The organism is Caulobacter sp. GW821-FHT10F06 (genome assembly GCF_058809215.1).
Genome location: NZ_JBXASK010000011.1, coordinates 74405 through 100562, shown reverse-complemented (window position 1 = coordinate 100562; position 26158 = coordinate 74405). Strand labels below are relative to the sequence as shown.

Here is a 26158-nt window from a genome sequence, read left to right as displayed (position 1 = left end):
CCCGGAGGGGGCAAGTGACCAGACTACTCGTCCCCGAACAACCCCGCCTGTCCTTGCGGCGGCGGCGGGGCCTTCAGGCCCAGGTGCAGATAGGCCTTGCCGCAGGCGACGCGGCCGCGCGGGGTGCGCTGGATGAAGCCCTGCTGCATCAGATAGGGCTCGATGACGTCCTCGACCGCGTCGCGAGCCTCGGCGATGGCGTAGGCGATGGTTTCGACCCCGGCCGGGCCGCCGCCATAGTGCTCGATCAGCGCGCGCAGGTAGCGGCGGTCCAGGCTGTCGAGGCCGACCTCGTCCACTTCAAGTCTCGCAAGGGCCAGGCTGGCGGCCTTGCGGTCGATCACCGCCGCGCCGTCGGCGGTGGCGAAGTCGCGGACGCGGCGCAGCAGGCGGCCGGCGACGCGGGGCGTGCCCCGGGCCCGGGCGGCGATCTCGGCGGCGCCGTCTTCCGACAGCGGCGCGCCCATCTTGCGGGCCGCGCCCATCAGTACGTGTTTCAGCTCGGCGTGGGTGTAGAATTCCAGCCGGATCGGAATGCCGAAGCGGTCGCGCAAGGGCGTGGCCAACATGCCCGCCCGCGTGGTCGCCGCCACCAGGGTGAAGGGGGCCAGGTCGATGCGGATCGAGCGCGCGGACGGCCCCTCGCCGATCACCAGGTCCAGAACATGGTCCTCCATGGCCGGGTAGAGGATCTCCTCGACATTGGTCGAGAGACGGTGGATCTCGTCGATGAAGAGAACGTCGTTGGCTTCCAGATTGGTCAGGATCGCCGCCAGGTCGCCGGGCTTGTTCAGCACCGGGCCCGAGGTGGCGCGGAAGTTCACCCCCAGCTCGCGGGCGACGATCTGGGCCAGGGTGGTCTTGCCCAAGCCGGGCGGGCCGAACAGCAGCACATGGTCCAGGGCCTCGCCCCGGCCCTTGGCGGCCTCGATGAAGACCCGAAGATTGCCCTTGGCCTGTTCCTGACCGACGAACTCGGCCAGGGTCTGGGGGCGCAGGGCCTTGTCGGCGGCGAAGGGCGCGGCTTCGTGCGGTTCGGCCTCGCCGGAGATGATGCGGGTCATGAACTTGCCCCCTCCGGGCCTGCGGCCCTCCTCCCCCATAGGGGGAAGAAGAGGTAAGCGCCGTCCATCTTCCCCCTATGGGGGAGGACGACCGCGAAGCGGTCAGGAGGGGGCAAGTGGCTGGCCCTCATCGCCCCAGCTCCTGCAATCCCGCCTTGATCAGCGCCTGCACGCTGGCCTCTTCACCCAGCTTGGCGGCCGCCGCCTCGACCACGCGGCGGGCGTTCACTTCCGCCACGCCCAGGCCCATCAACGCCGCCACGGCGTCGCCGGTAGGAGCGGGCTTGGCCTTGGCCGGCGCGGAGCTTGAGGTCGGCGCGGTCATCAGCACCGGCCCGTCGGTGATCGGCTTGTCCTTAAGCTCGGTGACGATCCGCAGGGCCAGTTTCGGCCCCACGCCCGACGCCCGCCCGACGGCGGCCTTGTCCTCGCGCGCCACCGCGGACGCCAGCTCGGCCGGCGACAGGATGTCGAGCACCGCCATCGCCGCCTTGGGGCCCACGCCCTGGATGGCCTGCAGCAGCACGAAGGCCTTGCGGTCCTCGCGCGTGCCGAAGCCGTAGAGGCGCAGGCCAGCGCTTTCGCTCCACTGGCTTTCGATGTGCAGCAGGGTCTCCTCGCCCAGGGCCGGCAGGCGCGACAGCGTGCGGCCGCCGCAGCGGACGACGTAGCCCACGCCCATGACGTCGATCAGGGCTTCTTCCTCGCCGACCTCGGCGACGGCGCCTCTCAAGCGACCGATCATGCCACTCTCCGGTTGGCGACGCGCAGGTTGGCGTGGGTGATGGCGACGGCCAGGGCGTCGGCGCAGTCGGCCGTGGTCTTGCCGGCCGTCGGCAACAGGCGGGCGATCATGAAGCCGATCTGGGCCTTGTCGGCCGCGCCGGTGCCGACCACCGCCTTCTTGACCAGGCGCGTGGAATATTCTGCCACCAGCAGGCCGGCGCGCGCGGGCGCGATCAGGGCGGCGGCGCGGGCGTGGCCCAGCTTCAGCGTCGACTGGGCGTTGGTGTTGAGGAACACCTCCTCGACCGCCGCCTCGTCGGGCCTGTGCTGCTCGATCACCGCGCAGATGCCTTCGAAGAGATGCAGCAGGCGCTGGGCGAAGTCGGCCTTCTCGTCCGGGGCGATCACCCCGTGGGCGACGTGGCTCATGCGCGAGCCCTCGACCGTGAGCACGCCCCAGCCGGTGCGGCGCAGGCCGGGATCGAGGCCCAGGATCCGGATCGGAGTGCGATTCATGTTCATCATGTGTTCTCGCAACATCGCCTGTTCCGCGCCCGAGGAAAAGCCCCTGTATCGCTAACGACTCGTAAACGCCGGCCCTTGCGCAGCGCGGCTTTGCGGGCTCTCCTCCGGTTCAGTTCCTTGGGAGAGAAAAATAATGCGTATGGTCGGATGGATGACGACGGCGGCTCTGCTCGCCTTGCCGGTGCTCGCGAACGCCCAGACAGCAACGCCGCCGGCCAATGTCCGTCCCGACCAGCTGAAGTTCCGCGACCTCTACAAGGAACTGGTCGAGATCAACACGACGCTGTCGGTCGGCAGCTGCACGACGGCCGCGCAGGCCATGGGCGCGCGCCTGAAGGCCGCCGGCTATCCCGACGCCGACATCCAGATCGTGGTCGAGCCCAAGCACCCCAAGGAGGGCTCGCTGGTGGCGATCCTCCACGGGACCGATCCCAAGTCCAGGCCGATCCTGCTCCTGGCCCACATCGACGTGGTCGAGGCCAACCGCGCCGACTGGACCCGCGATCCGTTCAAGCTGGTCGAGGAGAACGGCTATTTCTTCGGCCGCGGCACGTCGGACGACAAGGCCCAGGCGGCGATCTGGGCCGACAGCATGGTCCGGCTCAAGGAACAGGGTTTCAAGCCCAAGCGCGACATCAAGATGGCCCTGACCTGCGGCGAGGAGAGCGAGGGCTATAACGGCATCGAGGACCTGGTGAAGAACCACCGCGCCCTGGTCGACGCCGAGTTCGCGCTGAACGAGGGCGCCGACGGCCTGCTGGACGAGAACGACAAGCCCGTGGTGCTGGAGGTCCAGGCCGGCGAGAAGGTCTATCAGGACTTCACCCTGACGGTGACCAATCCGGGCGGCCACTCCAGCCGTCCCGTCGCGGCCAACGCCATCTACCAGCTGACGGCGGCTCTGAACCGGATCGGCGACTACAGGTTCCCCACCCGCTTCAACGACGCCACCAAGGGCTACTTCACCCAGATGCAGCCGCGCGTGCCGGCCGAGCAGGCGGCGGCGATGAAGGCGCTGGTGGCCAATGTCGAGGACCCGGCGGCGCTCGCCGTGGTGACCAAGGACCCGATGTGGAACTCGATGCTGCGCACCACGTGCGTCGCCACCATGGTCAGCGCCGGCCACGCGCCCAACGCCCTGCCCCAGCGCGCGACGGCCAACGTCAACTGCCGCATCCTGCCGGGCACGCCGGTCGAGGAGGTGAAAGCCAAGCTGACCGAACTGGCCGCCGATCCGGCCGTCGCCGTGACCCTGGCCCACGAGGCCAAGGCCGCCTCGCCTCCGCCGCCCCTGACGCCGGCGATCATGGGCCCGATCACCAAGGAAGCCGCCAAGCTGTGGCCCGGCGTGCCGATCGTGCCGATCCTGCTGACCGGCGCCACGGACGGCGTGCACACCAACGCGGCGGGCATCCCGACCTATGGCGTTTCGGGTCTGTTCGGCGGTTCGGACGGGGACGGCATCCACGGGCTGAACGAGCGCATCCGCGTGAAGTCGCTCTATGACGGTCGGGATTTCCTGTTCGGGCTGATCAAGGACTATGCGGGCGGGAAGTAGGGGCTCGCCGCGCCATCTAGATGCTCCCCCTTTGGGCGAGCTGTCGCGGAGCGACTGAGGGGGTCCTCAACGGCATGGACCGGAGAGGACCCCCTCCGGCCCTCTGGGCCACCTCCCCCAAAGGGGGAGGATTTACGCCGCCACCGCCTTGGCCCCAAACAACGTCGCCAGGATCAGCCGCTCGACCACCCCGGCCTCGAGGCCCACGCAGACCTCGGCGTTGGGCTCGCCGTCGATGCGGTCGATGCGGCCCTGGCGGACGCCGTCGACCGTCACGCGCAGCCGGGCCGGCTCGAACACGAAGGCCTCGGGCGCCACCAGCGTCGCGGCGGCCACAGCGTCGTGCGGGTGGCAGGCGTCGGTGACACCCCAGGCCTGGGCGTGGAAATCCATATAGGGCCCCGCCGCCCTGGTCAGGCGCGCCGACAGCGGCGAGCCGCAGCAGGTCGAACCCGCCTCCAGCGCCGCCTTGGTCAGGGTCACCTGGCTAGAGATGTCCAGCGGCACCAGACGCGGCCTGACCCCGGCCTCCAGCACCCGCTGCAGGGCTTCCGGATCGCTCCAGCTGTTGAAGTCGGCGCCGCCCTGGGCCTTGCCCTCGACGGCGAAGGCGCCGGCCATGATCGTCGGGCGCCAGTCGCGGAAGGCGGCGGGATCCTCCAGCAGGCCCTGGGCCAGATTGGTCAGGGGACCCAGGAACAGGCCGGTGATCTTGCGGCGGGCGACGAAGGCCAGGAGGCTGGTCCCGTGGCCGCGATCCAGCTCCGGCAGTTTCCAGCGCTGCGAGAAGCCCACCCCGTTCAGCCCGTCGACGCCATGGGCCGGCCGCATGCGCTCGACCCGGCGCTTGGCCAGACCCGAACCGGCGCCGATATAGACCTCGGCCCCGCAACCGGCCAGGCGCAGCACGCCGCGGGCGTTGGCGGCGGCCTGGTCGACATAGGTGTTGCCGAACACCGCCGACACCGAGCCCACCTCGACCACGTCGCGGGCCCGCGCCAGCATGGCCAGGGCCAGGGCGTCGTCCACGCCGCAGTCGGTGTCGATGTGAACGCGGAGCGTCATTCGCCCAGTGTAGAGCAAGGGATGTGACGGGGAGAAGACCGTGATTGCGGAGGGGGCGCTCGGGCGGTTGACGCCGCGCCGGCCGCAGGCCTTAGCTTCACCGCATGAGCACGCCCGACGACCAACTCGCCGCGTTCATCGCCAGGTTCACGCCGGAGGTCGCCGCGCGCGGGACCGCGATCCTGGACGGGATGATCCGGCGCATCCCCCAGGCCGACCGCCTCGTCTACGACAACTACAACGCCCTGGCCGTGGCCTTCGCCGCCGGCGACAAGGTCTCCAGCGCCATCTTCTCGGTCGCCTTCTATCCGCGCTGGGTCAGCCTGTTCTTCGGCCGCGGGGCCGAGCTGAACGATCCGCACGGCCTGCTGAAGGGCGAGGGATCGGTGATGCGCCACATCGTGCTGGCCGGCGCCGACGACCTGGACCGCCCCGAGATCGCGGCGCTGATCGACCAGGCGCTAACCATCGCGCGGCCGCCTCTGCCGGCGGACGGCCAGGGGCGGCTGATCATCAAGTCGGTCGCGGCCAAGCAGCGCCCGCGCCGCCCGGGGCCGGATATTCGCTAGCCGCTCAATCCTTCCGGGGCAGGATGTCGAACTCCACCACCCGGGGATCGCCGCGCAGGCGTTCGGCCAGGTCGGTCAGGCGCAGGACGCCCTTGCCCGAGAACGGTCCGGCCAGCTCGACCGTCGCGCCGCCGTCCAGCAGCCGGTGGTTCAGCCGCTCGCCATGGAGATCGCACTGCCCCAGGACGCCGCGCAGTTCGGCCTCGTCGATCAGGGCCTCGCGGCGCGAGCGCACGGCGATCTCGACGAAGTTCTTCTGCGGCATGTGCTTGTCGAGAAGACGGGCGGCGCTGAGCACGGCCACGGTCAGCAGCGTGCCGCCGACGGCCAGGTCATAGAGCCCGACCCCGAACAGGGTGCCGATCGCCGAGGTGATCCACAGCGACGCCGCCGTGGTCAGGCCGTGCACCGACACCCCCTGCTGGAAGATCACCCCGCCGCACAGGAAGCCGACGCCGGTGAGAACGCCGTGGGCCATGCGCACCGGATCGATACGCATCACGTCCATCGGAGTGTCGGTCATCCACTTCACCTGGTGAACGGCGGCCAGCATCAACAAGGCCGAGGCCAGGGCGACCAACATGTGGGTGCGCAGGCCCGCCGGCCGGCTGCGATACTCGCGCTCGAACCCGATGGCGCCGCCGGCGACCAGCGCGCCGAGGATGGGGAGATAGTCGGAGGGAGCCAGCCCGTGCATGACGAACTTAACGGGCGAGACGGCGGTGAAGCTCCCTGGCCCGATCTGTCATCCCGGGCGAAGCGCAGCGTAGACCCGGGACCACGGCGAGCTCATGCGTTTCCTGCGGTCCCGGCTCGGCGCGCTGCGCGCTTGGCCGGGATGACAGTTTTAGCGGCTAACCCAGCGCCGCGGCGTCTTCGTCGCTGATCTCTTCGTTCGAATAGACGGCCTGGACGTCGTCGTCGTCGTCGAGCAGGTCCAGCAGCTTCATCAGCGTGGCCACCGACTCGCCGGTGACCGGCACCTGCATCTTCGGACGCCAGGCGATCTTGGTGTTGTTGGCCGCGCCGAACTTGGCTTCCAGGGCGGCGGCCACGTCGTTGAGATCCTCGAACGCAGTGTAGACGGTGTGGCCTTCGCCTTCCTCGTCCATGTCGGAGACGACATCGTCGGCGCCGGCCTCGATGGCGGCTTCCATCATGTCGTCTTCGCTCGCGGCCTTGGCCGGATAGGTGATCTGGCCGACGCGATCATAGTTGAACGTCACCGAGCCCGAGGCGCCCATGTTGCCGCCCATCTTGGTGAAGTAGGAGCGGACATTGGCGGCGGCGCGGTTCTTGTTGTCGGTCAGCACCTCGACGATGATGCCGACGCCGCCGGCGGCGACGCCCTCGTAGCGGATTTCCGAATAGTCGGCCGCGTCGCCCATCTGCGACTTCTTGATCGCGCGATCGATGACGTCCTTGGGCAGGCTTTCGGCCTTGGCGTTGTTGACGGCCAGGCGCAGGCGCGGGTTCATGGCCGGGTCGGGCAGGCCCGCCTTGGCGGCCACGGTGATCTCCCGCGACAGCTTGGAGAACAGCTTGGAGCGCGCGGCGTCGGCGCGGCCCTTGCGGTGCATGATGTTCTTGAATTTCGAGTGGCCGGCCATTCGCGGGGCTCTTCTCTGATCTGACGATGGTGGAGTGGGGGCGCTTCTAGCCGCTGAGACGGGGTTTTGTCACCCCGGCTTGATCCGCCGACGGCTTGCCAAGCGAGAGAGGTCGATTATAGTTTAGCCATCACTTCAGTTTTAGGCCGAGGTCGCCGGTGTCCCTGACCCTGCATTTCCACCCGCTGTCGTCCTTCTGCTGGAAGGCGCTGATCGGGCTTTACGAGAACGACACCCCGTTCACGCCGCTGGTGGTCAATCTGGGCGACGAGGCCTCGCGGGCCGCCTTCCTGGCGCTGTGGCCGCTGGGCAAGTTCCCGGTCGTGCGCGACGAGGCGCGCGGCCTGACCGTGCCCGAGAGCAGCGTGATCCTCGACTATCTGGACCTGCATTATCCAGGCCCGACGCGCTTCACCCCCGCCGATCCGGACGCGGCCTGGCGCACCCGGCTGTGGGACCGCTTCTTCGACTTCTATGTGATGATCCCGATGCAGAAGGTGGTCGGCGACCGCATCCGGCCGTCCGACGCCGATCGCGACCCGTTCGGCGTGCGGCAGGCGCGCGACCAGCTGACAGCCTCCTATGGTTTGCTGGAGGCGGAACTGGCCGGACGCACATGGATGTCGGGCGAGGCCTTCGGCCTGGCCGACTGCGCGGCGCTGCCGGCCCTGTTCTACGCCGACAAGGTCCAGCCGCTGGGCCAAGACTATCCTGCGGTGTCGGCCTATCTGGACCGGCTGAAGGCGCGGCCGTCGGTGGCGCGGGTGCTGGCCGAGGCCGAGCCCTACTTCCACATGTTCCCGGGCTGAGTCCCGGGCTGACCCAACCTTGTCATCCCGGCCGGAGCGAAGCGGAGAGCCGGGACCCAGGGCAACCACAGTGCGCCGGCTCCTGGGTCCCGGACAGCCTCTGCGAGGCTTCCGGGATGACAAGAATTATTGGAGCGGCCTCAGGCGACCGTCAGCACCACATCCACATTGCCGCGCGTCGCCTTCGAATAGGGGCAGACCTCATGCGCCGCGTGCAGCAGCTTCTCGGCGGTCTCGCGGTCCAGCTCCGGGGCGTTCAGGGTCAGGCGCACGCCGACATGGAAGCTGGTGTCGTCCTTGATCAGGTCGACCTCGCTGTCCAGGCTGTGCTCGCCCAGCTTGATCCCCTGGGTGCGGGCCACAAGGCCCAGCGCGCCGAGGAAACAGGCGCTGTAGCCGGCCGCGAACAGCTGCTCGGGATTGGTGCCATTGCCGTCGCCGCCCATCGACTTGGGGAAGGCCAGCTTGACGTCCAGATGGCCGTCGTCGGACTTGGCCGTGCCCTGGCGTCCGCCCACGGCGTGGGCGTGGGCGGTGTAGATGGCGTCGGTCATGGGAGCGCTCCTGTCAAAGTTGGAGGAAAGACTGTGCTCCAACGCGTGACAGTCGCAAGCGTCTCCGGCTTGTCGATTCCGACCTAAGCGGGCCGAGAGGCCGTGCGCACGAAGGTGGCGATGTGCTCGGCGCTGGCCTGCGGATGCTCGTGCTGCGGCCCGTGGCCGGCCCGGGGGAAGGTGATCAGCTGCAGGGTCGGCAGGACCGGGTTCAGCGCGTACCAGTTCTCGACCGGGAAGCTGATGTCGTGGTCGCCGCCGACATGCAGGATCGGGACGTCGGTGGTCTTCAGAAGGTCCAGGATCGGCTGGGCGGGAAACGGGTTGGGCTTGGGCGCGCCGCCCAGCATGTCGGCGGCCCAGTCGCGCGGGACGGGCGGGCTGAGATCCGTCGTCCGGGCGGCGATGCGGTCGTGCGAGGCGCGAGCGGCGGCGCGGCTGGCCGGCGACTTCGGCTCGAAGAACAGGATGACCTCATCCTCGAAGTCGTTGTCCTTGCGGGCGGTGTCGTAGAACAGCTGCTCGGCCATCTTGGCCAGCGGTCCGGGCGGGCCCGTGCCGATCAGCACCACATGGCTGATCTGGTCGGGGAACAGGGCCAGGGCCGCCTGCGCCGCGAGGCCGCCCAGCGACCATCCGCCCAGCACCGCCGATTTCAGGCCCAGGGCCTTGATCAGGTCGCCGGCGTCCTTGGCCAGGGCGAACGGGTTGAGGGTCTTCTCGCCGGTCGAGGCGCCCATGCCGCTGTAGTCGAAGACGATGACCCGGAAACCCTGGCCGGCCAGGGCGTCGAGAAAGGCCGGGTCCCAGACGTCCATCGTCCCGCGAAAGCGCACGCACAGCACCAGCGGCACGCCGGCCCCGATCGACCGATAGGCCAGGCGTCGCCCCTCGACCTCGACATATTGGGTGGGCGCGTTGACGGCGCTGGGCGTGGGCGTGATGGCGTTCATGACCGGGCTCCTGTTGGAGACACAGGCTTAGGCCGCAGTCCGTCGCGGGGCTTGAACGGGCTTGTCGACTCTTAGACGGCCGGCACGCTCTCCTTCAGCCGCCCGCCCACCCGGATCGGCTCGACCCGCACCGCCAGACCCGTGCGGTCGTCGGTCTCGACGAACACGCCGCAGACCGTGGCCGGGCCGCTGGCGGGGGTGTAGCGGCCGCCGCTGATCTTGGTGGTGAAGCGCCGCAGGGGCTCTTCCTTCTGGTTGCCGATGACGCTGTCATAGTCGGCGCAGGCGCCGGCGTCGGTCTGGTAGGCGGTGCCGCCGGGCAGAATCTGGGCGTCGGCGGTCGGAACGTGGGTGTGGGTGCCGACGACGAGCGAAGCGCGGCCGTCGCAATAGTGGCCCATGGCCATCTTCTCCGACGTCGCCTCGCAGTGCATGTCGACCACCACCGCATCGGCCACCTGGCCCAGCGGTGCCTTGTCCAGCTCGCGGTCGGCGGCGGCGAAGGGGTCGTCCATGGCGTCCATGTGGACGCGGCCCAAGAGGTTGATGACCATGATGGTGCGGCCGCGCTCAGTCTGGAACAGGTGGCTGCCCTTGCCCGGCGCGTCCGACAGGATCGGATAGTTGGCTGGGCGGATCAGGCGCGGCTCGCGGACGATGTAGGTCAGGGCCTCGCGCTGGTCCCAGCTGTGATTGCCCAGGGTCAGGCAGTCGGCGCCGGCCTCGAACAGCTCGCGCGCGGTGTTCTCGGTGATGCCGAAGCCGGCCGCGGCGTTCTCGGCGTTGATGATCACGAATTCCAGGTCGAGCTGGCGGCGCAGGGCGGGCAGATGGTCGGCCAGACCGTCGCGGCCGGACTTGCCGACGACATCGCCGAAGAAAGCAAAACGCATCGAAATTCCTTAGAAGGACCCTTTCGGTCCCGTATCGTTCACCGCGATATACTCTTTTTCGGTGAGGATGGCGTCCAGCGCTTGATCGTGCGGTTCGTGCGGCAAATTCGCCGTCTCCTGACCGCCATAGGCCAGGCCCAGCACAAACACCTCGCCCCGCGCCTTCAGGGCCGCCAGCGCGCGGTCATAATAGCCGCCGCCCTGCCCCAGCCGCCGGCCGGCGCGGTCGAAGGCCAGCAGTGGCACGATCACGAGGTCGGGCTGGAGAATCTCGGCGTCGCGCGGCGGGGCCCGCATGCCGATCTCGTCGCGCTCCAACGGCGCGGCGCGGTCCCAGCGGCGGAACACCATGGCCCCGGCCTTGCCCTCCACCGACGGCAGGGCCAGCGTCCAGCCGGCCTGCGCCAGGGCCTCGGCCAGGATCGCCGGCGAAAGCTCCGAGCCCCAGCCCTGGTAGACGGCGGCCACCTTGCCGGTGGGATTGGGGAAGCGCTTGGCCAACGTCGCGGCGCCGATGTCGGCGGCCCGCTGGTCGGCGTCGGGAAACTCCTGCGCCAGTGCCTTGCGGCGGTCGCGGATCAGGACCCGCAGGGCGGTCTTGGCGGAGGCGGCGTTGGCGATGACCATGCCCTAGAACTGTCATCCCGGCCCCACGACCGCAAGGTCGCGCCGAGCCGGGGCGGCAGGAAGCGCCTGCGCTTGCCGTGGTCCCGGGTCTACGCGCTGCGCGCTTGCCCGGGATGACAGCTTCTATGGAATGAGGTGGCGGCGCCGCGAAGAACCGTGAAGACGTTTCAATCCACTCGAACCTGTTAGTTACAGGTGGGCCCCGTGTTCCCGCAGCCACGGCCACGGGAGGGAACAGGTCCCGATAGAGAGATTAAGGTCCCTGGGAATAGAAATCTTCGACGAGGGCCACAGCAAGACCCGCCGTTGAACAAGATAGGCGCTCGGGAGCCCCGGCGCCAGCGCCGCGGTGTCGCGGAAGGCGAATAGATTGGCACTCGCCCCCTCCGCGCTTCGCGCTCCTCCCCCATAGGGGGAAGATGACCGCGAAGCGGTCAGGTAGGGGCAAGTTACTCCGCCGCCAGCTTCTCGATCTTCTCCGCCGCCGCGTCCAAGGCTTTGATGGCGCGGATCTCGGCGCGGGTGGTTTCGTTCTGAAGCTTGGCCAGTTCGCTCTGCGCATGGGCCAGGCGCAGCTTCAGGTCGCTCATCTCGTCGGCCAGCAGCAGGGCGCCCATCAGGAACAGGCGCGTCTCGCCCAGCTGGCCGACGTCCTGGCTGACCTGGCGGACCTGACGGTCGAACAGGCGCGAGATCTCCAGCAGGTGGGCCTCCTGGCCGTCCTCGCAGCCGACGGTGTAGGGGCGGCCGTTCACCTGGATGGTCAGTTGCGCCATGCTCAGGCCTTCCCCGGCTCGTCGAACAGTTCGTCCGTCTCCGGATCGTAGTCGGGCTCGCCTTCCGGCGTGTCGTCATTGGCCGTGCCGGCCTCGTCACCCAGGGCGGCGCGGATCTCGGCGATGGCGCGGCCCAGGGCCACCGAGGCCTGGGCGCCGGCTTCCTCAAGGGCGCGCTCACGCTCGCGGGCGGCGTCCAGCTCGGCCTTCAGGCGCGCGCTGTCGCCGTCGAACAGGTCCGGGGCCGAGGCGGCGGCCGCCACGGGCTGACGCGCGGCCAGCCGTTGCTCCAACTGCGCCACGGCGCGCTCGAGGCGACGCGCGGCGAGGTCGAGGGCGCTGGTTTCGCCCAGGGTCATCGGCGGGTTCCAATCATGCGGTGCAACATATAGATCAGCAGCAGCTTCGCCACCCGGCGTGGCGAGATTTGGGTGAGGAATCGCCCATAGCAGTATTCCGTCATGCGTTGTTACCCGAGCTGGGGTTGACTTCCCGGCCACCGCCCGCAAAACGCGCTGCAAAATCAGGGAACGCCGGTCGCCTCTGGCCGCGTCCGATCGTTAGGAGAAAGACCTCATGGCTCTTCGCGTCGCCATCAACGGCTTTGGCCGTATCGGACGTCTGGTTCTTCGCTCGATCGCCGAGCACGGCCGCACCGATATCGAGGTCGTGGCGATCAACGATCTGGGTCCGGTCGAGACCAACGCTCACCTGCTGCGCTACGACAGCGTGCACGGCCGCTTCCCCGGCACGGTGACCTCGGGCGAGGACTGGATCGACGTCGGCGCGGGCAAGATCAAGGTCACGGCGATCCGTGATCCGAAGGACCTGCCGCACAAGGAGCTGAACGTCGACATCGCGTTCGAGTGCACCGGCATCTTCACCGCCCGCGACAAGGCCGCCCTGCACCTGGAAGCCGGCGCCAAGCGCGTGCTGGTCTCGGCCCCCGCCGACGGCGCCGACAAGACCATCGTCTACAAGGTCAACCACGAGACCCTGACCGCCGACGACATCGTCGTCTCGAACGGTTCGTGCACCACCAACGCCCTCGCCCCCGTCGCCAAGGTCCTGCAGGACCTGGTCGGCATCGAGCGCGGCTACATGACCACGATCCACAGCTACACCGGCGACCAGCCCACGCTGGACACCATGCACAAGGACCTCTACCGCGCCCGCGCCGCGGCCCTGAGCATGATCCCCACCTCGACCGGCGCCGCCAAGGCCCTGGGCCTGGTGCTGCCGGCCCTGAAGGGCAAGCTGGACGGCTCGTCGATCCGCGTCCCGACGCCGAACGTCTCGGTCATCGACCTGAAGGTCGTGCCCTCGCGTGACACCACGGTCGACGAGGTCAACGCCGCGCTGCAAGCCGCCGCCGACGGCGACATGAAGGGCGTGCTCTTCACCACCACCGAGCCGCTGGTCTCCTCGGACCTCAACCACATCGCCGCCAGCTCGACGACCGCCCTGCCCCAGACCCAGGTCATCGAGGGCAAGCTGGTCCGCGTGCTCAGCTGGTACGACAACGAATGGGGCTTCGCGACCCGCATGAGCGACACCGCTCTGGTGATGGCGAAGTTCCTCTAAAGCCTGCCAAAACCCCCGCCCTCTCCGAGGCGCGGGGGTTTTCCTTGGCCTCTCGCGGGGCCGCCCTCGTCCTTCGACAGGCTCAGGATGAGGGCTAATTCGACGCCTGATCTCTTGGACCTCACCCTGAGCCCGTCGAAGGGCGAGGGCCAACGCACGGACGAGCACCCATGACCTTCCGCACCCTCGACACCGCCGATCTCGCCGGCAAGATCGCCCTGGTCCGCGTGGACTTCAACGTCCCCGTCGAGGGCGGCAAGATCACCGACGACACCCGCCTGCGCTCGGCCCTGCCGACCATCCACTACCTGTCATCGAAGGGCGCCAAGGTGGTGCTGCTGGCCCACTTCGACCGGCCCAAGGGCAAGGTGGTTCCCGAGATGAGCCTCTCCTTCGTGGCCGAGCCGCTGGGCAAGCTGCTGGAACAGGAGGTGGCCTTCGCCAGCGACTGCGTCGGCGACAAGGCCGCCAAGATCATCGAAGGCCTGGAAAAGGGCGGCGTCGCCCTGCTGGAGAACGTGCGCTTCCACGCCGGCGAGGAAAAGAACGATCCGGACTTCGCCGCGCAGCTGGCCAAGCTGGGCGAACTCTATGTCAACGACGCCTTCAGCGCCGCCCACCGCGCCCACGCCTCGACCGAGGGCGTGGCCCGTCTGCTGCCAGCCTATCCGGGCCTGGCCATGCAGCGCGAGCTGGAGGCCCTCGACTCGGCGCTGGGCAATCCGCAGAAGCCGGTGATCGGCATCGTCGGCGGCTCCAAGGTTTCCACCAAGCTCGATTTGCTCAACAACCTGGTCGCCAAGCTGGATCGCCTGGCGATCGGCGGCGGCATGGCCAACACCTTCCTCTACGCCCAGGGCCACGACGTCGGCGCCTCGCTCTGCGAGAAGGACCTGGCCGACACCGCCCGCCAGATCATCGAGAAGGCCAAGGCCGCCGGCTGCGAACTGCTGCTGCCGGTCGACGTTGTGGTGGCCAAGAAGGTCGCGCCGGGCGTCGACGCCCAGACCCGCGCGCTCTCCGAAGTTGAGTCCGACGACCTGATCCTGGACGCCGGTCCCGAGACCGCCAAGCGTCTGCTGGCGGCCATGGACGACAGCAAGACCCTGATCTGGAATGGCCCTTTGGGCGTTTTCGAGGTCCCTCCGTTCGACGACGCGACTGTTTCGGCGGCAAAGCACGCCGCAACCTTGGCGAAATCCGGTAAGATCGTGGCCGTCGCCGGCGGCGGTGATACTGTGGCGGCGTTGAACCACGCCGGCGTGGTGGGCGACATGACGTTCGTGTCGACCGCCGGCGGCGCGTTTCTTGAGTGGATGGAAGGCAAGACCCTGCCGGGTGTGTCAGCCCTGGACAGCTGAGGTCGAGCCTGACGCCGGGCGGCGCCGTTCCTGGACAGGACGGCCTCGCCGGGCGGAACGACAGGATCTGTGGGAGGAGAAGGACCGCGACCAAGTCGGTCCCGAGGAAAATTGGAAGACCGGGCAAAGAGCGCTTCAGCGCCGGGCCCCAAAAACAAGAAACGACCCAAAACCTTTCAAGCTTGCAGGAGAGACATACGTGGCGAGGATCACGCTGAGGCAGTTGCTGGACCATGCGGCGGAGCATGAGTACGGGTTGCCGGCCTTCAATATCAACAACATGGAACAGGGTCTGGCGATCATGGAGGCGGCCGACGCCGTCAACTCGCCGGTCATCATCCAGGCGTCGCGCGGCGCGCGAAACTACGCCAACGACATCATCCTGACCCGTCTGATCGACGGTCTGGTCGAGCTCTACCCCCACATTCCGGTGTGCATGCACCAGGACCACGGCAACGGCCCGGCGACCTGCGCCACGGCGATCCAGTACGGCTTCACCTCGGTGATGATGGACGGCTCGCTGATGGAGGACGCCAAGACCCCGGCCTCGTACGACTACAATGTCGAGGTCACCCGCAAGGTGGTCCAGATGGCCCACAGCTGCGGCGTGTCGGTCGAGGGCGAACTGGGCGTGCTGGGCTCGCTGGAAAGCGGCATGGGCGAGGCCGAGGACGGCCACGGCTTTGAGGGCGTGCTGAGCCATGACGAACTGCTGACCGATCCCGACCAGGCGGTCGACTTCGTGCAGCAGACCGGCGTCGACGCCCTGGCCATCGCCATGGGCACCAGCCACGGCGCCTACAAGTTCACGCGCAAGCCGGACGGCGACGTCCTGGCCATGAACGTGATCGAGGAGATCCACCGCCGCCTGCCCAACACCCACCTGGTGATGCACGGCTCGTCCAGCGTTCCGCAGGACCTGCAGGACATCATCAACCAGTACGGCGGCGAGATGCCCCAGACCTGGGGCGTGCCGGTCGAAGAGATCCAGCGCGGCATCAAGCACGGCGTGCGCAAGATCAATGTCGACACCGACAACCGGATGGCCATCACCGGCGCGATCCGCAAGCTGCTGACGGAAAAGCCGCAGGAATTCGATCCGCGCGCCTATCTCAAGCCCGCCAAGGAAGCCATGCGCAAGGTCTGCGAGGCTCGCTTCGTCGAGTTCGGCTCGGCCGGCCACGCCAGCAAGATCAAGCCGATCTCGACCGCCGTGATGGCCAAGCGCTACACGTCCGGCGAATTGCACGCCAAGTTCGGCGTCGCGGCCGGCAAGGTCGCCGCCGAATAGGCGTTCGCCCACCGAAGATCCAAGGGCCTTCCGGAGCGATCCGGGAGGCCTTTTTCTTGGCCGCCCTAGTCGATCGCGATCGGCTCGCCGGCCGGGTCCGGGCCCCGGTGCAGCAGCTTCAGCCCGACCGCCCCGACCGCGCCGCACAGCAGGATCGCGCCGGTGTACCAGAGCGCGACGAAGACGAAGGTCGAGTCCTGGCAGTGCAGGCCATAGATGGTCGCCGCCACCGCGCCGCAGAACAGGCCGACGAACAGGCCCATCAACCCTGGGCGCTCCAGCTCGACCCGTCGCAGGCCGATGCCGGCGATCGCCAGCATCGGAACCGACAGGCAGGCGACGTTGAACAGGCAGGCGGCCAGTCCGGCGGGCTCGAAGACATGGGCGAACAGGGCCGGGCTCAGCCGCGGCGTCTCGATCAGGGCGATGGCCAGCATGGCCGCCACCAGGGCGGCGCCCACGGCCAGGGCCGGCCGGACTGAGGCGCCGGGATGCGCCAGGGCCGTCGCGGCGGCCAGGGCCGTCGCGGCCAGGCCGGCGGTGTAGAGGCCCTTGAGCCAGAAGAACGGGGTCGTCGTCGCGGTCCCGATATCGGGCCGCAGATGGAGCCAGACCAGCACCAGCAGCACGGCGGCCAGCGCGCCCGCCGCCGCCACCTCGAGGAGGCGGGTCCGGAGCGTCGCGGTCGACCAGGCTGGCATGGCCGTCGGCGCCTCGCCGGGGAGGGCGAGCGCGTCGTCTATCGTCACGGGCGACCCTCCCCACAAGGCGTCAGAACCGATTATGAAAACCCCGCGTCTGCGTATCGATCGCAATCAGGGCGCGCGCACTTGATGAGCTTGCCGGGCGCTTGTCAATCAGCGTTATGGGAACGGTAACGAGACGTGACCACGGCGAAAGCCCGCCGGTCGCGAGCGCTCACCAGCGCAGCGCCCAACGCCCAAGAATTGCGCCGAGCCCGCCGCACAGGGCCACGCCCAGCGTGTACCAGGCCCCGACGAAGGCCATGGTGCTCTCGCCGCAATGCAGGCCGTAGACGGTGGCGCAGATCGCGCCCGACAGCACCCCGGCCGCGAAGCCCGTAAGGGTCGGCCGGGTCGGCGCCAGGCCGCGCAGGGTCCAGAGCGCCAGCACCAGGACCGGCGCGCCCAGGGTGACGATATAGGCCAGGCAATGCAGGCTGGAGCCGCCCATCAGCATCGGCATGCGCGCCTCGGGCTCGGCGGCGGCCAGCTTGGCCAGGGCGATCCCGATGTAGAGGACCAGCACCGCGCCGCCCAGCCACCCGGCCCTGCGCCCCGACACGCCCGGCCGGGCCAGGCGTTCGCAGGCCCAGAAGGCGGCGACCGCCAGCAGGGCGGTGTAGCCGGCCTTCATCCAGAAGAACCGCGTGCCCATCGCCTCGGCCAGGTCCTGGCGCGCGTGCAGCCAGCCCAGCACCAGGACGACGGCGATCGCCGCGCCGATCAGCACGGTCAGGGCCAGCTTGCGGGCGGGCGCGCCGCCGGGCGCGGGGCCGGCGTCGGCGGCCAGGCTGTCGATCAGCTCATCGGTCCGCATGGCGCATCCTCTCGGCCAGGGACTTCAGGGCCCGGTGCAGGGCGACCTTGGCCGCGCCCTCGGAAATGCCGGCCCGCGCGCCGGCCTCGGCCAGGCTCAGGCCCGCCAGCTTGACGTCGCTGACCAGGATCCGCTGGCGGTCGGGCAGGCTGGCCAGGGCGCGGTCCAGCTCAAGGCCGACGCCGGGATCGTGCTCCTCCGCGGCCAGGAACTCGGCATGATCCTCGAGCGGCAGGGTCTGGCGGATTTTCCGGCGACGCCAATGGTCGATCAGCTTGTAGCGCGCCACGGCGTGCGCCCAGGCGGTGAACGGCTGGGCGGTGTCCCAGGTCGCCCGCTTGATATGCACCGCCAGCAGCGTCTCCTGCACCAGATCCTCCACATCGCCGGGCGCGCCGGACATTCGTCGCGCGAAATAGGCGCGGAGCCGCACGCCGAGGAGCGACAGACACTCCCGATAGGCCGGGGCGTCGCCCGCCAGCCCGCGCAGCATCAGCGCCTTCATTCGGGTCTCGGTGTCCGTCACGCCTCCCCCTATTCGCGCGTGGGCGGCCGATGGTTACACGGCCCGTGTCCGTGCTGAAACCGTTGCTCGACACAGGTCGGATATTTTGTTCGCCGACCGGTGTAACCTTCCGCCGCCCGCCGCCGTACTTCCTCTCGAACCGGCCAAGCGAGGCCGGTCGGAAACGTCCATCCAAGGAGCCACCCCATGAACCGCACCGCTTCCGCCGCCGCCCTGGCCGCCGTCTTCGCCCTCTCGGCCGGCGCCGCCCTGGCCGACAACATGGCCGCCAAGAAGGCCGAGACGGAAAAATGCTACGGCGTCGCCAAGGCCGGCGAGAACGACTGCAAGGCCGGCGCGGGCACCTCGTGCGCCGGCACCTCGAAGGTCGATTACCAGGGCGACGCCTGGAAGAGCGTCGCCAAGGGCGCCTGCACCACGATCAAGACCCCCAAGGGCATGGGCTCGCTGACCCCGAAGGCGATGTAGGCTGCTGTCACTGTCATCCCGGCCAAGCGCGAAGCGCGCCGAGCCGGGACCGCAGGAAGCGATGAGCTTGCCGTGGTCCCGGGCCTGCCCCCGGCTTTCGCCGGGGTTCGCCCGGGATGACAATGATTTTTGGATACTGAAAATGACCCCCGCCGCCGGCCTCGGCCTCAAATCGCAGCACTACGACGAGGCCCTGGCCGCGACGGCGCCGGGCCTGTGGTTCGAGGTTCATCCCGAGAACTACATGTCGGCCGGCGGACCCCGCCTGTCGGCCCTGGCGGCGGTGCGCGAGCGCCATCCGCTGTCGCTGCACGGAGTGGGCCTGTCCCTGGCGGCCGACGCCGATCCGGACCCCGCGCACCTGCGGGCGCTGAAGGACCTGGTCGACCGCTTCGAGCCGTTCCTGGTCTCAGAGCACCTGGCCTGGTCGACCCATCGCGGCTTCCACCAGCCCGACCTGCTGCCCTTCCCCCGCACCCGCGCCGCCCTGGCCCGCATCGCCGGCAATGTCGGCCGCATGCAGGACGCCCTGGGCCGACAGGTGCTGGTCGAGAACCCCTCGCTGTATATGCCCCTGACCGGCCATGACCTGGACGAGACCGCGTTCCTCGACGCCCTGGTCCAGCGGACCGGCTGCGGCCTGCTGGTCGACGTCAACAACGTCTTCGTCAGCGCCAACAATCTCGGCTATGCCGCCGAGGCCTATCTGGACGCCCTGCCCGCCGCCGCCATCGGCGAGATCCACCTGGCCGGCCACGGTCGCGACGAGGGCGGCCCGGGCGGGGAAGGCTCCGGCCTGCTGATCGACACCCACGGCGCGCCGGTGGCCGAGCCGGTCTGGACGCTCTATCGCCGCCTGATCGACCGCATCGGTCCGCGTCCCACCTTGATCGAGCGCGACGACGACATCCCCGCCTTCGCGACCCTGATGGCCGAGCGCGACCGCGCCCAGGTCGAGCTGGACGGGGCCGGCCTGCGTCGCCCGGAGCCGGCCCATGTCTGAGCTGCTGGATTTCCAGGACGCCTTCGTCGCCGCGCTGGGCGGATCGCCCTCAGCCCTGTCGCCGTGGCTGGCGTCGCGCGAGGCTGGGGACACCGGGCTGGCGGTCTATCGCAACACCATCGCCAAGGGTTGCGTCGACGCCCTGGCCGCCAACTTCCCGACCGTGCGGACCATGGTCGGCGAGGACTGGTTCCGCGCCGCCGCCGCCCTCTTCGCCCGCGAGGCGCCGCCGTCCAGCGCCGCCCTGCTGGACTATGGCGAGGATTTTCCAAGCTGGCTGGACCGCTTCCCGCCCGCGCTGGACATGCCCTATCTGGCGGCCATGGCCCATCTGGACCGGCTGTGGACCGAGGCCCTGTTCGCCGCCGAGGCCGAGCCGCTGGCGCCCGACGCCTTCGTGCGGCTGCCGCTGGACACCCTGGCGCAGACGCGCGTCGCCCTGCATCCCTCGGTCCGTTTCGCCGCCTTCGAAGCCGGCGCGCCCAGCCTGTGGGCGGCCTCGCGCGACGGCGCCGAGGCGCTGGAGCTTTCGGAGACGCCCGAGGGCCTGCTGCTGGTCCGCCCCGCCGATCGCGTGGTCCATCGCGTGGTCGGGCTGGCCGACATCGCCTTCCTGACCGCCTGCCGCGCCGGCGGCTCGCTGGCCGAGGCCATCGACCGCGCCACCGAAGCCGCGCCCGAGGCCGACCTTCGCACCCTGTTCGCCGCCCTGATCGCCGACGGCGCCTTCAGCGGCCTCAACTCCGGAAGCCCGCCATGACCGCCGCCCTGCTCAGGCCCTTCGACCGCTTCGGCGAAATCGCCGGCAAGATCCTGCCCGACGACGTCCTGACCCTGGTCGCGCGCCTGGGGGTGGCGGGGGTGTTCTTCCTGTCGGGCCGCACCAAGGTCGATGGGCTGCTGCACATCACCGACGGGACCTATGCGCTGTTCGCCGACGAATACGCCTTGCCGCTGATCCCCTCGGAGATCGCCGCCCACCTGGCGACCTATAGCGAGCACCTGTTTTCGATCCTGCTGGTGCTGGGCCTGTTCACGCGCCTGTCGGCCCTGGCTTTCCTGGGCATGACCCTGGTGATCGAGGTGTTCGTCTACCCCGACGCCTGGAGCACCCATCTGTCCTGGGCGGGGCTGCTGCTGCTGATCCTCGCCAAGGGCGGCGGCAGGTTCAGCCTGGATCGCCTGCTGAAGATCGCCTGAGCCCCGGGGTCGTTGACGTCTCGACGCCCGCCGAGCCTAGTTCCCCGAGGGATCGAGGGAGACGGCGACATGTCACGCGGCCAGATCTATTGGGCGCTCTGCGTCCCGGGCCTGCTGGCGCCCTACAGCGCCTTTCTGCCCTGGCTACGTGAGCATGGCCTGGACCTGCCGCTGTTCGTCGCCGAGCTGTTCTCGACGCGGATCGGCGCGTTCTTCGGCTGGGACGTGATCGTCTCGGCGGTCGTGCTGCTGACCTTCGCGGCGGTCGAGGCCCGACGGATCGGCGGACGCGCATTCTGGCTCACCGCCGCGGCGGTGTTCCTGGTCGGCGTGTCGCTGGGATTGCCGCTGTTGCTGGCCCTTCGGGAGCGTCACAACAAGAGCGCCTCAATTTAACGCTCCGTCATTCCCGCCCTTGTGGCGGGAACCCCTGGTTCAGCTGAGACATGAAGCGCGCGTCGCGCTTCGCATGCCCCTCACCTGCGGCGGACAGAGGGGTTCCCGCCACAAGGGCGGGAATGACGGAAAGAAATAGTGAGGTCGGTTGACCTCGATCCGCCCTAATGCAGCGTCGGACCGGCGACCGGTCCCCGCCGCCACAGTTGAGCAGTGATGGCGTTGGCCACGCCGAGCCAGCCCAGGTCCGGCGCGGTGCCGCCGCCGACCTTGCGGGCTTCGATGGCGTAGGCGGTCGAGGCAGCCAGCGAGGCGGTCGCGGCGGCGGCCTGTCCGCCCAGGCGACGCGCGCCCAGGCCCAGCCACAGGGCGTTGAAGCCCTGGGTCAGGCTCCACAGGGTCAGCGCGCGAGTGCGGGCCGGGCTGGACGGCGCGTTCCAGGTGCGCAGACCCGACAGCGTCATGGCGATGAACAGGGGCGGCAGGATCAGGCTGGTCAGCGGCTTGGGCTGATGGGCGACCGGCTCGTGCATTTCGGCGAACTCGACGGCGTACATCTCGTCGTCCAGCACCGACTCGTGCCGACGCCCCATGGCCAGGGCCGCGATGATCGCGCCGCCGGCCAGCAGGGCGCCGAGCGCGATCTGGCTGGCGGGATGGCTTTCGGCGGCGAGCTCGGCCTCGAACGCTTCACGGCCGGCCCGCGCGGCGCGGTGAGATTTGCCGTTCAAGATGTTCATGCCGGACTCCTCGCTAACACGGCTGCTTAACCGACGAAGCCGGCCTTGGTTCCACCTTGTCGGCTGCCCGACACGATGGATGGGATCGGCGCGCGACGCCAGCTTCAGGTTGCGTCGATTTTGCCGCGACATTCCAACGCAGGTCGCGACGTTAACTAGACCAGCGAGTCCAAAAAATTGCCATACCCTTGAATATGATGATCTTTTTCCGCCATAGACCAAAGTCTAATGCGACGAGTTGGCCGCCGCCAATTAAGGATATGTTGAGCAGCGACGCGCAACCTGATCACGAGCCGAGCGTGAAGTACCGCCTTGGTGGTGTTCAAGTCATCGCACGAAACCTCGACAAGGACCGTCGTTCGTCATGCCCTTCCTTCGCCCCCGCGCCGACGACAAGGCCTCCGCGCACGTCGAACAGCTCGAAGCCACCATCGCGGCGCTGCATCGCTCGCAGGCGGTCATCGAATTCAGCCTCGACGGCACGATCATCACCGCCAACGAGAACTTCCTGAAGACCCTGGGCTACGGCCTGACCGAGATCCAGGGCCGACACCACAGCATGTTCGTCGACCAGGCCTATGGCCAGTCGGGCGAGTACCGCGAGTTCTGGCGGCGCCTGAACAGCGGCGAGTTCTTCGCCGACAAGTTCCGCCGCGTCGGCAAGGGCGGGACCGAGATCTGGATCCAGGCGTCCTACAACCCGGTGTTCGACAAGGCCGGCAAGCCCTGCAAGGTCATCAAGTTCGCCACCGACATCACCGCCATCGAGCAGGAGCGGGCCGCCAACGAGGAGATCCGCCGCAAGGCCGACGCCGACAACAGCGTCGTCGAGATCCTGGCCGAGAGCCTGCAGCGCCTGGCCAAGGGCGACCTGACGGCCCGCATCGTGGCCGAGATGCAAGGCCGCTATGCCCAGATCAAGCAGGACTTCAACGTCGCCATCGACAGCCTGCGCGAGACCATGGCCTCCATCGCCGTCAACGCCACCAGCGTGCAGGGCAGCACCGACGAAATCTCGATCGCCACGGACGATCTGTCCAAGCGCACCGAGCAGCAGGCCGCCTCGCTGGAAGAGACCGCCGCCGCCCTGGACGAGATCACCGCCACGGTCCGCCGCAGCGCCGACGGCGCCAAGCTGGCCACCCAGATGGCGGCCGGCGCCAAGGTCGAGGCCGCCCGCTCGGGCGAGGTCGTCCGCGAGGCCGTCGCCGCCATGGGCGAGATCGAGAAGAGCTCGGGCCAGATTACCCAGATCATCGGCGTCATCGACGAGATCGCCTTCCAGACCAACCTGCTGGCCCTGAACGCCGGCGTCGAGGCGGCCCGCGCGGGCGAAGCCGGTCGCGGCTTCGCGGTCGTCGCCCAGGAAGTCCGCGCGCTGGCGCAGCGCTCGGCGGAAGCGGCCAAGGAGATCAAGACCCTGATCGCCAACTCGACCGCCCAGGTCGATCGCGGCGTCAAGCTGGTCGGCGAGACCGGCCAGGCCCTGACCGGCATCGTCGGCAAGGTCGACGAGATCGACATCCTGATCATCGAGATCTCGCAGTCGTCGCAGGAACAGGCCACCGGCCTCAACCAGGTCAACACCGCCGTCAACCAGATGGACCAGGTGACCCAGCGCAACGCCGCCATGGTGGAAGAGACCACCGCCGCCGCCGCCAACCTCCGCACCGAGGCGCGCGACCTGGCCCAGCGGGTCTCGGCCTTCGACGTCGGCGACGGCGCGCCGCGCCGCGCCGCCCCGGCTCCGGCCCGCGCTCCGGCTTCGGCTCCCGCGCCTCGAGCCTCCAACCCGGCCCTCGACCAGGCCCGCAGCCGCATCGCCAGCTTCTCCCGTCCGGGCAATACGGCCGTCGCCGTGGCCCCGAGCCAGGACTGGGAAGAGTTCTAGACCCGGACTCGTGATCGGCGCGGGATCGGGCCAGCATGGCCACATGATCCCGCTCCGCCCCGCCCTTTCGGCTGAAATCCCGCTGATCCGCGCGATCGAGCGGGCCTCGGCGCAAAGGTTCGTCGGCCTGATGGACGCCCTGGCGGCCGACGAGCCCTCGCCCGCCAAGGTGCTGGCCGCGCGCCTCGCGGCGGACGGCCTGCTGGTCGCCGTCGAGGCCGATCAGCCCGTCGCCTTCGTGATGTTCCGGCCGGTGGAAGACGGTCTCTATATCGAACAGATCGACGTGCTGCCCGCCTCTGCCGGCCGTCGGATCGGCGCGGCCCTGCTCGACGCCGTGGCCGAACGAGCGCGGAGCCTCGGCCGTCGACGCCTGACGCTGTCGACGTTCCGCGACGTGCCCTGGAACGCGCCGTATTACCGGCGGCTGGGGTTTATCGAAATTTCCGACGAGGCTCTGACGCCGGGCCTGCTGGACATCCGGCGCGAGCATCTGGCGCGCGGGCTGGACGAGAGCCAGCGGGCGTTCATGGGGCGGGGGGTCTAGAACTCCGCTCCCCACCCTTGTCATCCCGGAAGCCTCGCAGAGGCTGTCTGGGACCCAGGACAACCGCACTGCGGTTGCCCCTGGGTCCCGGCTCTCCGCTTCGCTGCGGCCGGGATGACAAGCTTTTGGAGTTGGCTAGATCAAGCCGGCAGCTCGCCCATGGCGCTCTGTAGGTAGTTCTGCTCGCCGATCGATTTGACCAGGCCGATCTGCATTTCGAGGAAGTCGATGTGCTCCTCGGTGTCGCTGAGGATCTCGCGCAGCAGCTCGCGGCTGACATAGTCGCGGACCTGCTCGCACTGGATGATGCCGGGGATCAGGGTCTCGCGGCCGCCCACTTCGACGGCCAGGTCCGAGGCCAGGCATTCGGGCACGGTCTCGCCGATCTTCAGCTTGTGCAGGTCCTGCAGGTTGGGCAGGCCTTCCAGGAAGAGGATGCGGTTGATGAGCTTGTCGGCGTGCTTCATCTCGCCGATCGACTCGTCATAGGTGATCTTGCCCAGGCGCTTGAAGCCCCAGTTGTCGTACATCCGGGCGTGCAGGAAGTACTGGTTCACAGCGGTCAGCTCGTTGGTGAGCACCGCGTTGAGCAGGCGGATGATGCCAGGATCGCCTTGCATGGCGCGCCTCCTAAAAATTGAGTCGGCGCGACCGTGAGGCAAGCCGACCAAGGCTTCAACCGCAATGTCTGCAAGTGTTTCGCGCTTTCACGGATATCTTCGCGAGCGCAAATCGTTCTCAGGATTTGACCGGAAACGGGCTTTATTCGGCGGCGTAAGCCAGGGCCTGACGGCTTTCGTCGATCATCTGGCGCATCTCGCAAACGCACTTGGCGCACTGGGCCTGGCAGCCCTTGTGACGGAAGATCTCGGCCGGACGGCTGGCGCCCGCGTCGATGGCGGCGCGGACTTCGCGCTCGCGGATGCCGTTACAGTTGCAGACGTACAAGGAAACACGCCCTACCCGAATGATTGTCATTCTCATTTAGCGAAGGCCGGAGTCTTTTGCAACTGACTCTCACTATGGTTAGCAGCGGCGAGTGGTCGCGGCTGATCCTCCCTCCGAAGGGGGAGGTGGTCACGAAGCGACCGGAGGGGGAAGTCACCTCTGTTCATGGCAGCCCCTCTCCGTCGGGTGCGCCGACACCTCTCCCACAGGGAGAGGATCATGCTATTCCGCACCCATGACTCTCGATTGCCGCCTCTACCTGATCACCCCGCCCGCCCTGACCGACTTGGCCGCGTTCGGCCAGACCCTCGCCAAGGCGTTGAGCGGCGGCGACGTGGCCGCGCTGCAGATCCGCCTCAAGGACGTGTCGGACGCCGCCATCGCCGAGGCCGTGGCCGCCATCGCGCCCGTGGCCCGTCAATACGATGTGGCCGTGATCCTCAACGACCGTCCCGACCTGGCCGCCCAGCTCGACTGCGACGGCGTGCATGTGGGCCAGGGCGACATGCCGTTCGCGGCGGCCCGCAAGCTGATGGGCAAGGACCGCATGGTCGGCGTCACCTGTCACGACAGCCGCCACCTGGCCATGGAGGCCGCCGAGGCCGGGGCCGACTACGTCGCCTTCGGGGCCTTCTATCCGACCACGACGAAAGAGGCCCCGACCACCGCCGATCCGGAGATCCTGTCGATCTGGCAGGAGACCATGGAGGTCCCGTCGGTGGCCATCGGGGGGATCACCGTGGCCAACGCCGCGCCCCTGGCCACGGCCGGCGCCGACTTCCTGGCCGTCTCGGCCGGGGTCTGGGCCTATCCGCAAGGCCCCGAGGAGGCGGTGGGCGCTCTCAACGCCGCGATCGCCGAAGGCCTGGCGGCCCGCGCCTGACGCGACGGTATTGCCGAGCTTCGGCGACAGG

General features: G+C 68.8%; 32 protein-coding genes and 1 pseudogene. 14 read left to right on the top strand and 19 right to left on the bottom strand.

The annotated features are described in order from the left end of the window. Positions 1 to 23 precede the first annotated feature (23 nt). The 3 genes from ruvB to ruvC form a co-directional block, all read right to left on the bottom strand. Positions 24 to 1064: a Holliday junction branch migration DNA helicase RuvB gene (ruvB, locus tag AC1RUS_RS21550; protein ID WP_492918675.1), complete on the bottom strand. Its 1041-nt coding sequence runs from the start codon at positions 1062 to 1064 to the stop codon at positions 24 to 26. Positions 1065 to 1191: 127 nt separating this feature from the next. Continuing rightward, on the bottom strand, positions 1192 to 1809 hold the full coding sequence (gene ruvA, locus AC1RUS_RS21545; RefSeq protein WP_492918674.1) for a Holliday junction branch migration protein RuvA: 618 nt from the start codon (positions 1807 to 1809) through the stop codon (positions 1192 to 1194). After that, entirely contained in the window at positions 1806 to 2327 is a 522-nt protein-coding gene (ruvC, locus tag AC1RUS_RS21540) for a crossover junction endodeoxyribonuclease RuvC (protein ID WP_492918727.1), read from the bottom strand. Before ruvC ends, ruvA begins: the two co-directional genes overlap by 4 nt. Positions 2328 to 2448: 121 nt before the next feature. Between ruvC and AC1RUS_RS21535 the strand changes: the two genes are divergently transcribed. Beyond that, the gene (locus AC1RUS_RS21535; RefSeq protein WP_492918673.1) at positions 2449 to 3873 is read left to right on the top strand and encodes a M20/M25/M40 family metallo-hydrolase; all 1425 of its coding nucleotides are present in this window, start codon (positions 2449 to 2451) and stop codon (positions 3871 to 3873) included. Between the two features lie 132 nt (positions 3874 to 4005). Here the strand turns inward: AC1RUS_RS21535 and AC1RUS_RS21530 are convergent, their stop codons facing one another. Beyond that, complete coding sequence (locus AC1RUS_RS21530) at positions 4006 to 4938, bottom strand: nucleoside hydrolase (RefSeq protein WP_492918672.1); 933 nt, start codon at positions 4936 to 4938, stop codon at positions 4006 to 4008. 104 nt (positions 4939 to 5042) lie between these two features. On the opposite strand from AC1RUS_RS21530, the gene AC1RUS_RS21525 reads away from it, so the two are divergent. Further along, complete coding sequence (locus AC1RUS_RS21525) at positions 5043 to 5507, top strand: hypothetical protein (RefSeq protein WP_492918671.1); 465 nt, start codon at positions 5043 to 5045, stop codon at positions 5505 to 5507. A gap of 4 nt (positions 5508 to 5511) precedes the next feature. Here the strand turns inward: AC1RUS_RS21525 and AC1RUS_RS21520 are convergent, their stop codons facing one another. Both AC1RUS_RS21520 and AC1RUS_RS21515 read right to left on the bottom strand, forming a co-directional pair. Further along, positions 5512 to 6204, bottom strand: coding sequence for an MgtC/SapB family protein (locus tag AC1RUS_RS21520; protein ID WP_492918670.1), 693 nt, complete (start codon positions 6202 to 6204; stop codon positions 5512 to 5514). Between the two features lie 157 nt (positions 6205 to 6361). Beyond that, positions 6362 to 7117, bottom strand: a complete 756-nt coding sequence (locus AC1RUS_RS21515; protein WP_492918669.1) for a YebC/PmpR family DNA-binding transcriptional regulator — start codon at positions 7115 to 7117, stop codon at positions 6362 to 6364. 158 nt (positions 7118 to 7275) lie between these two features. On the opposite strand from AC1RUS_RS21515, the gene AC1RUS_RS21510 reads away from it, so the two are divergent. Continuing rightward, positions 7276 to 7926, top strand: a complete 651-nt coding sequence (locus AC1RUS_RS21510; RefSeq protein ID WP_492918668.1) for a glutathione S-transferase family protein — start codon at positions 7276 to 7278, stop codon at positions 7924 to 7926. A gap of 140 nt (positions 7927 to 8066) precedes the next feature. Here the strand turns inward: AC1RUS_RS21510 and AC1RUS_RS21505 are convergent, their stop codons facing one another. From AC1RUS_RS21505 to AC1RUS_RS21480, 6 genes are all read right to left on the bottom strand, one after another. Beyond that, positions 8067 to 8480 carry an organic hydroperoxide resistance protein gene (locus AC1RUS_RS21505; RefSeq protein WP_492918667.1) on the bottom strand — a complete coding sequence of 138 codons (414 nt, stop codon included), beginning with the start codon at positions 8478 to 8480 and terminating at the stop codon, positions 8067 to 8069. 83 nt (positions 8481 to 8563) lie between these two features. Next, on the bottom strand, positions 8564 to 9433 hold the full coding sequence (locus tag AC1RUS_RS21500) for an alpha/beta fold hydrolase (RefSeq protein ID WP_492918666.1): 870 nt from the start codon (positions 9431 to 9433) through the stop codon (positions 8564 to 8566). A gap of 71 nt (positions 9434 to 9504) precedes the next feature. Beyond that, positions 9505 to 10326 carry a TIGR00282 family metallophosphoesterase gene (locus tag AC1RUS_RS21495; RefSeq protein WP_492918665.1) on the bottom strand — a complete coding sequence of 274 codons (822 nt, stop codon included), beginning with the start codon at positions 10324 to 10326 and terminating at the stop codon, positions 9505 to 9507. Between the two features lie 9 nt (positions 10327 to 10335). After that, positions 10336 to 10953: a 5-formyltetrahydrofolate cyclo-ligase gene (locus AC1RUS_RS21490; RefSeq protein ID WP_492918664.1), complete on the bottom strand. Its 618-nt coding sequence runs from the start codon at positions 10951 to 10953 to the stop codon at positions 10336 to 10338. Positions 10954 to 11402: 449 nt separating this feature from the next. Continuing rightward, a complete protein-coding gene (locus AC1RUS_RS21485) occupies positions 11403 to 11729 on the bottom strand; it encodes a cell division protein ZapA (protein ID WP_492918663.1) in 327 nt (108 codons plus the stop codon). Positions 11730 to 11731: 2 nt separating this feature from the next. Next, positions 11732 to 12088: a DUF4164 family protein gene (locus tag AC1RUS_RS21480; protein ID WP_492918662.1), complete on the bottom strand. Its 357-nt coding sequence runs from the start codon at positions 12086 to 12088 to the stop codon at positions 11732 to 11734. Positions 12089 to 12305: 217 nt separating this feature from the next. Between AC1RUS_RS21480 and gap the strand changes: the two genes are divergently transcribed. The 3 genes from gap to fba all read left to right on the top strand — a co-directional run bounded on the left by gap (position 12306) and on the right by fba (position 15965). After that, positions 12306 to 13313: a type I glyceraldehyde-3-phosphate dehydrogenase gene (gene gap, locus AC1RUS_RS21475; protein WP_492918661.1), complete on the top strand. Its 1008-nt coding sequence runs from the start codon at positions 12306 to 12308 to the stop codon at positions 13311 to 13313. Positions 13314 to 13483: 170 nt separating this feature from the next. Beyond that, positions 13484 to 14674, top strand: coding sequence for a phosphoglycerate kinase (locus tag AC1RUS_RS21470; protein ID WP_492918660.1), 1191 nt, complete (start codon positions 13484 to 13486; stop codon positions 14672 to 14674). A 199-nt stretch (positions 14675 to 14873) separates the two neighbouring features. Next, positions 14874 to 15965, top strand: a complete 1092-nt coding sequence (gene fba, locus AC1RUS_RS21465; protein WP_492918659.1) for a class II fructose-bisphosphate aldolase — start codon at positions 14874 to 14876, stop codon at positions 15963 to 15965. A 65-nt stretch (positions 15966 to 16030) separates the two neighbouring features. Here the strand turns inward: fba and AC1RUS_RS21460 are convergent, their stop codons facing one another. The 3 genes from AC1RUS_RS21460 to AC1RUS_RS21450 form a co-directional block, all read right to left on the bottom strand. Next, complete coding sequence (locus AC1RUS_RS21460) at positions 16031 to 16714, bottom strand: NrsF family protein (RefSeq protein WP_492918658.1); 684 nt, start codon at positions 16712 to 16714, stop codon at positions 16031 to 16033. 169 nt (positions 16715 to 16883) lie between these two features. Continuing rightward, the gene (locus AC1RUS_RS21455) at positions 16884 to 17525 is read right to left on the bottom strand and encodes an NrsF family protein (RefSeq protein ID WP_492918657.1); all 642 of its coding nucleotides are present in this window, start codon (positions 17523 to 17525) and stop codon (positions 16884 to 16886) included. Beyond that, positions 17512 to 18051, bottom strand: a complete 540-nt coding sequence (locus AC1RUS_RS21450) for a sigma-70 family RNA polymerase sigma factor (protein WP_492918656.1) — start codon at positions 18049 to 18051, stop codon at positions 17512 to 17514. Before AC1RUS_RS21450 ends, AC1RUS_RS21455 begins: the two co-directional genes overlap by 14 nt. Before the next feature lie 186 nt (positions 18052 to 18237). On the opposite strand from AC1RUS_RS21450, the gene AC1RUS_RS21445 reads away from it, so the two are divergent. From AC1RUS_RS21445 to AC1RUS_RS21425, 5 genes are all read left to right on the top strand, one after another. Continuing rightward, the gene (locus tag AC1RUS_RS21445; protein ID WP_492918655.1) at positions 18238 to 18519 is read left to right on the top strand and encodes a BufA1 family periplasmic bufferin-type metallophore; all 282 of its coding nucleotides are present in this window, start codon (positions 18238 to 18240) and stop codon (positions 18517 to 18519) included. A gap of 142 nt (positions 18520 to 18661) precedes the next feature. Further along, the gene (gene bufB, locus AC1RUS_RS21440; protein WP_492918654.1) at positions 18662 to 19522 is read left to right on the top strand and encodes an MNIO family bufferin maturase; all 861 of its coding nucleotides are present in this window, start codon (positions 18662 to 18664) and stop codon (positions 19520 to 19522) included. Beyond that, positions 19515 to 20282, top strand: coding sequence for an HvfC/BufC family peptide modification chaperone (locus AC1RUS_RS21435; RefSeq protein ID WP_492918653.1), 768 nt, complete (start codon positions 19515 to 19517; stop codon positions 20280 to 20282). Before bufB ends, AC1RUS_RS21435 begins: the two co-directional genes overlap by 8 nt. Next, positions 20279 to 20722, top strand: a complete 444-nt coding sequence (locus AC1RUS_RS21430; protein WP_492918652.1) for a DoxX family protein — start codon at positions 20279 to 20281, stop codon at positions 20720 to 20722. Before AC1RUS_RS21435 ends, AC1RUS_RS21430 begins: the two co-directional genes overlap by 4 nt. A 69-nt stretch (positions 20723 to 20791) precedes the next feature. Then, positions 20792 to 21118: a DUF2834 domain-containing protein gene (locus AC1RUS_RS21425; protein ID WP_492918651.1), complete on the top strand. Its 327-nt coding sequence runs from the start codon at positions 20792 to 20794 to the stop codon at positions 21116 to 21118. A 5-nt stretch (positions 21119 to 21123) separates the two neighbouring features. On the opposite strand, the pseudogene AC1RUS_RS21420 reads toward AC1RUS_RS21425, so the two are convergent. After that, positions 21124 to 21277: pseudogene (locus AC1RUS_RS21420) on the bottom strand (hypothetical protein); the annotation flags it as partial. A 5-nt stretch (positions 21278 to 21282) separates the two neighbouring features. Further along, positions 21283 to 21858 carry a tryptophan-rich sensory protein gene (locus tag AC1RUS_RS21415; protein WP_492918650.1) on the bottom strand — a complete coding sequence of 192 codons (576 nt, stop codon included), beginning with the start codon at positions 21856 to 21858 and terminating at the stop codon, positions 21283 to 21285. Positions 21859 to 22222: 364 nt separating this feature from the next. On the opposite strand from AC1RUS_RS21415, the gene AC1RUS_RS21410 reads away from it, so the two are divergent. Continuing rightward, positions 22223 to 23749, top strand: a complete 1527-nt coding sequence (locus AC1RUS_RS21410; RefSeq protein ID WP_492918649.1) for a methyl-accepting chemotaxis protein — start codon at positions 22223 to 22225, stop codon at positions 23747 to 23749. Positions 23750 to 23792: 43 nt separating this feature from the next. Continuing rightward, a complete protein-coding gene (locus AC1RUS_RS21405; protein ID WP_492918648.1) occupies positions 23793 to 24296 on the top strand; it encodes a GNAT family N-acetyltransferase in 504 nt (167 codons plus the stop codon). Positions 24297 to 24436: 140 nt separating this feature from the next. On the opposite strand, the gene bfr is transcribed toward AC1RUS_RS21405, so the two are convergent. Together bfr and AC1RUS_RS21395 are read right to left on the bottom strand one after the other, a co-directional pair. After that, positions 24437 to 24916: a bacterioferritin gene (bfr, locus tag AC1RUS_RS21400; RefSeq protein ID WP_492918647.1), complete on the bottom strand. Its 480-nt coding sequence runs from the start codon at positions 24914 to 24916 to the stop codon at positions 24437 to 24439. Between the two features lie 142 nt (positions 24917 to 25058). After that, positions 25059 to 25244, bottom strand: coding sequence for a (2Fe-2S)-binding protein (locus tag AC1RUS_RS21395; RefSeq protein WP_492918646.1), 186 nt, complete (start codon positions 25242 to 25244; stop codon positions 25059 to 25061). Positions 25245 to 25479: 235 nt separating this feature from the next. On the opposite strand from AC1RUS_RS21395, the gene thiE reads away from it, so the two are divergent. After that, positions 25480 to 26127: a thiamine phosphate synthase gene (thiE, locus tag AC1RUS_RS21390; RefSeq protein WP_492918645.1), complete on the top strand. Its 648-nt coding sequence runs from the start codon at positions 25480 to 25482 to the stop codon at positions 26125 to 26127. Positions 26128 to 26158 lie beyond the last annotated feature (31 nt).

Coding starts and splice junctions, on each gene's coding strand:
- AC1RUS_RS21500 (WP_492918666.1), bottom strand. CDS start 9,433: ATGAACGCCATCACGCCCACGCCCAGCGCCGTCAACGCGCCCACCCAA.
- AC1RUS_RS21430 (WP_492918652.1), top strand. CDS start 20,279: ATGACCGCCGCCCTGCTCAGGCCCTTCGACCGCTTCGGCGAAATCGCC.
- ruvB (WP_492918675.1), bottom strand. CDS start 1,064: ATGACCCGCATCATCTCCGGCGAGGCCGAACCGCACGAAGCCGCGCCC.
- ruvA (WP_492918674.1), bottom strand. CDS start 1,809: ATGATCGGTCGCTTGAGAGGCGCCGTCGCCGAGGTCGGCGAGGAAGAA.
- bufB (WP_492918654.1), top strand. CDS start 18,662: ATGACCCCCGCCGCCGGCCTCGGCCTCAAATCGCAGCACTACGACGAG.
- AC1RUS_RS21495 (WP_492918665.1), bottom strand. CDS start 10,326: ATGCGTTTTGCTTTCTTCGGCGATGTCGTCGGCAAGTCCGGCCGCGAC.
- AC1RUS_RS21535 (WP_492918673.1), top strand. CDS start 2,449: ATGCGTATGGTCGGATGGATGACGACGGCGGCTCTGCTCGCCTTGCCG.
- AC1RUS_RS21405 (WP_492918648.1), top strand. CDS start 23,793: ATGATCCCGCTCCGCCCCGCCCTTTCGGCTGAAATCCCGCTGATCCGC.
- AC1RUS_RS21525 (WP_492918671.1), top strand. CDS start 5,043: ATGAGCACGCCCGACGACCAACTCGCCGCGTTCATCGCCAGGTTCACG.
- AC1RUS_RS21480 (WP_492918662.1), bottom strand. CDS start 12,088: ATGACCCTGGGCGAAACCAGCGCCCTCGACCTCGCCGCGCGTCGCCTC.
- AC1RUS_RS21520 (WP_492918670.1), bottom strand. CDS start 6,204: ATGCACGGGCTGGCTCCCTCCGACTATCTCCCCATCCTCGGCGCGCTG.
- AC1RUS_RS21445 (WP_492918655.1), top strand. CDS start 18,238: ATGAACCGCACCGCTTCCGCCGCCGCCCTGGCCGCCGTCTTCGCCCTC.
- thiE (WP_492918645.1), top strand. CDS start 25,480: ATGACTCTCGATTGCCGCCTCTACCTGATCACCCCGCCCGCCCTGACC.
- AC1RUS_RS21490 (WP_492918664.1), bottom strand. CDS start 10,953: ATGGTCATCGCCAACGCCGCCTCCGCCAAGACCGCCCTGCGGGTCCTG.
- AC1RUS_RS21530 (WP_492918672.1), bottom strand. CDS start 4,938: ATGACGCTCCGCGTTCACATCGACACCGACTGCGGCGTGGACGACGCC.
- AC1RUS_RS21455 (WP_492918657.1), bottom strand. CDS start 17,525: ATGCGGACCGATGAGCTGATCGACAGCCTGGCCGCCGACGCCGGCCCC.
- AC1RUS_RS21485 (WP_492918663.1), bottom strand. CDS start 11,729: ATGGCGCAACTGACCATCCAGGTGAACGGCCGCCCCTACACCGTCGGC.
- AC1RUS_RS21425 (WP_492918651.1), top strand. CDS start 20,792: ATGTCACGCGGCCAGATCTATTGGGCGCTCTGCGTCCCGGGCCTGCTG.
- AC1RUS_RS21505 (WP_492918667.1), bottom strand. CDS start 8,480: ATGACCGACGCCATCTACACCGCCCACGCCCACGCCGTGGGCGGACGC.
- AC1RUS_RS21470 (WP_492918660.1), top strand. CDS start 13,484: ATGACCTTCCGCACCCTCGACACCGCCGATCTCGCCGGCAAGATCGCC.
- AC1RUS_RS21435 (WP_492918653.1), top strand. CDS start 19,515: ATGTCTGAGCTGCTGGATTTCCAGGACGCCTTCGTCGCCGCGCTGGGC.
- AC1RUS_RS21410 (WP_492918649.1), top strand. CDS start 22,223: ATGCCCTTCCTTCGCCCCCGCGCCGACGACAAGGCCTCCGCGCACGTC.
- bfr (WP_492918647.1), bottom strand. CDS start 24,916: ATGCAAGGCGATCCTGGCATCATCCGCCTGCTCAACGCGGTGCTCACC.
- gap (WP_492918661.1), top strand. CDS start 12,306: ATGGCTCTTCGCGTCGCCATCAACGGCTTTGGCCGTATCGGACGTCTG.
- AC1RUS_RS21415 (WP_492918650.1), bottom strand. CDS start 21,858: ATGAACATCTTGAACGGCAAATCTCACCGCGCCGCGCGGGCCGGCCGT.
- AC1RUS_RS21515 (WP_492918669.1), bottom strand. CDS start 7,117: ATGGCCGGCCACTCGAAATTCAAGAACATCATGCACCGCAAGGGCCGC.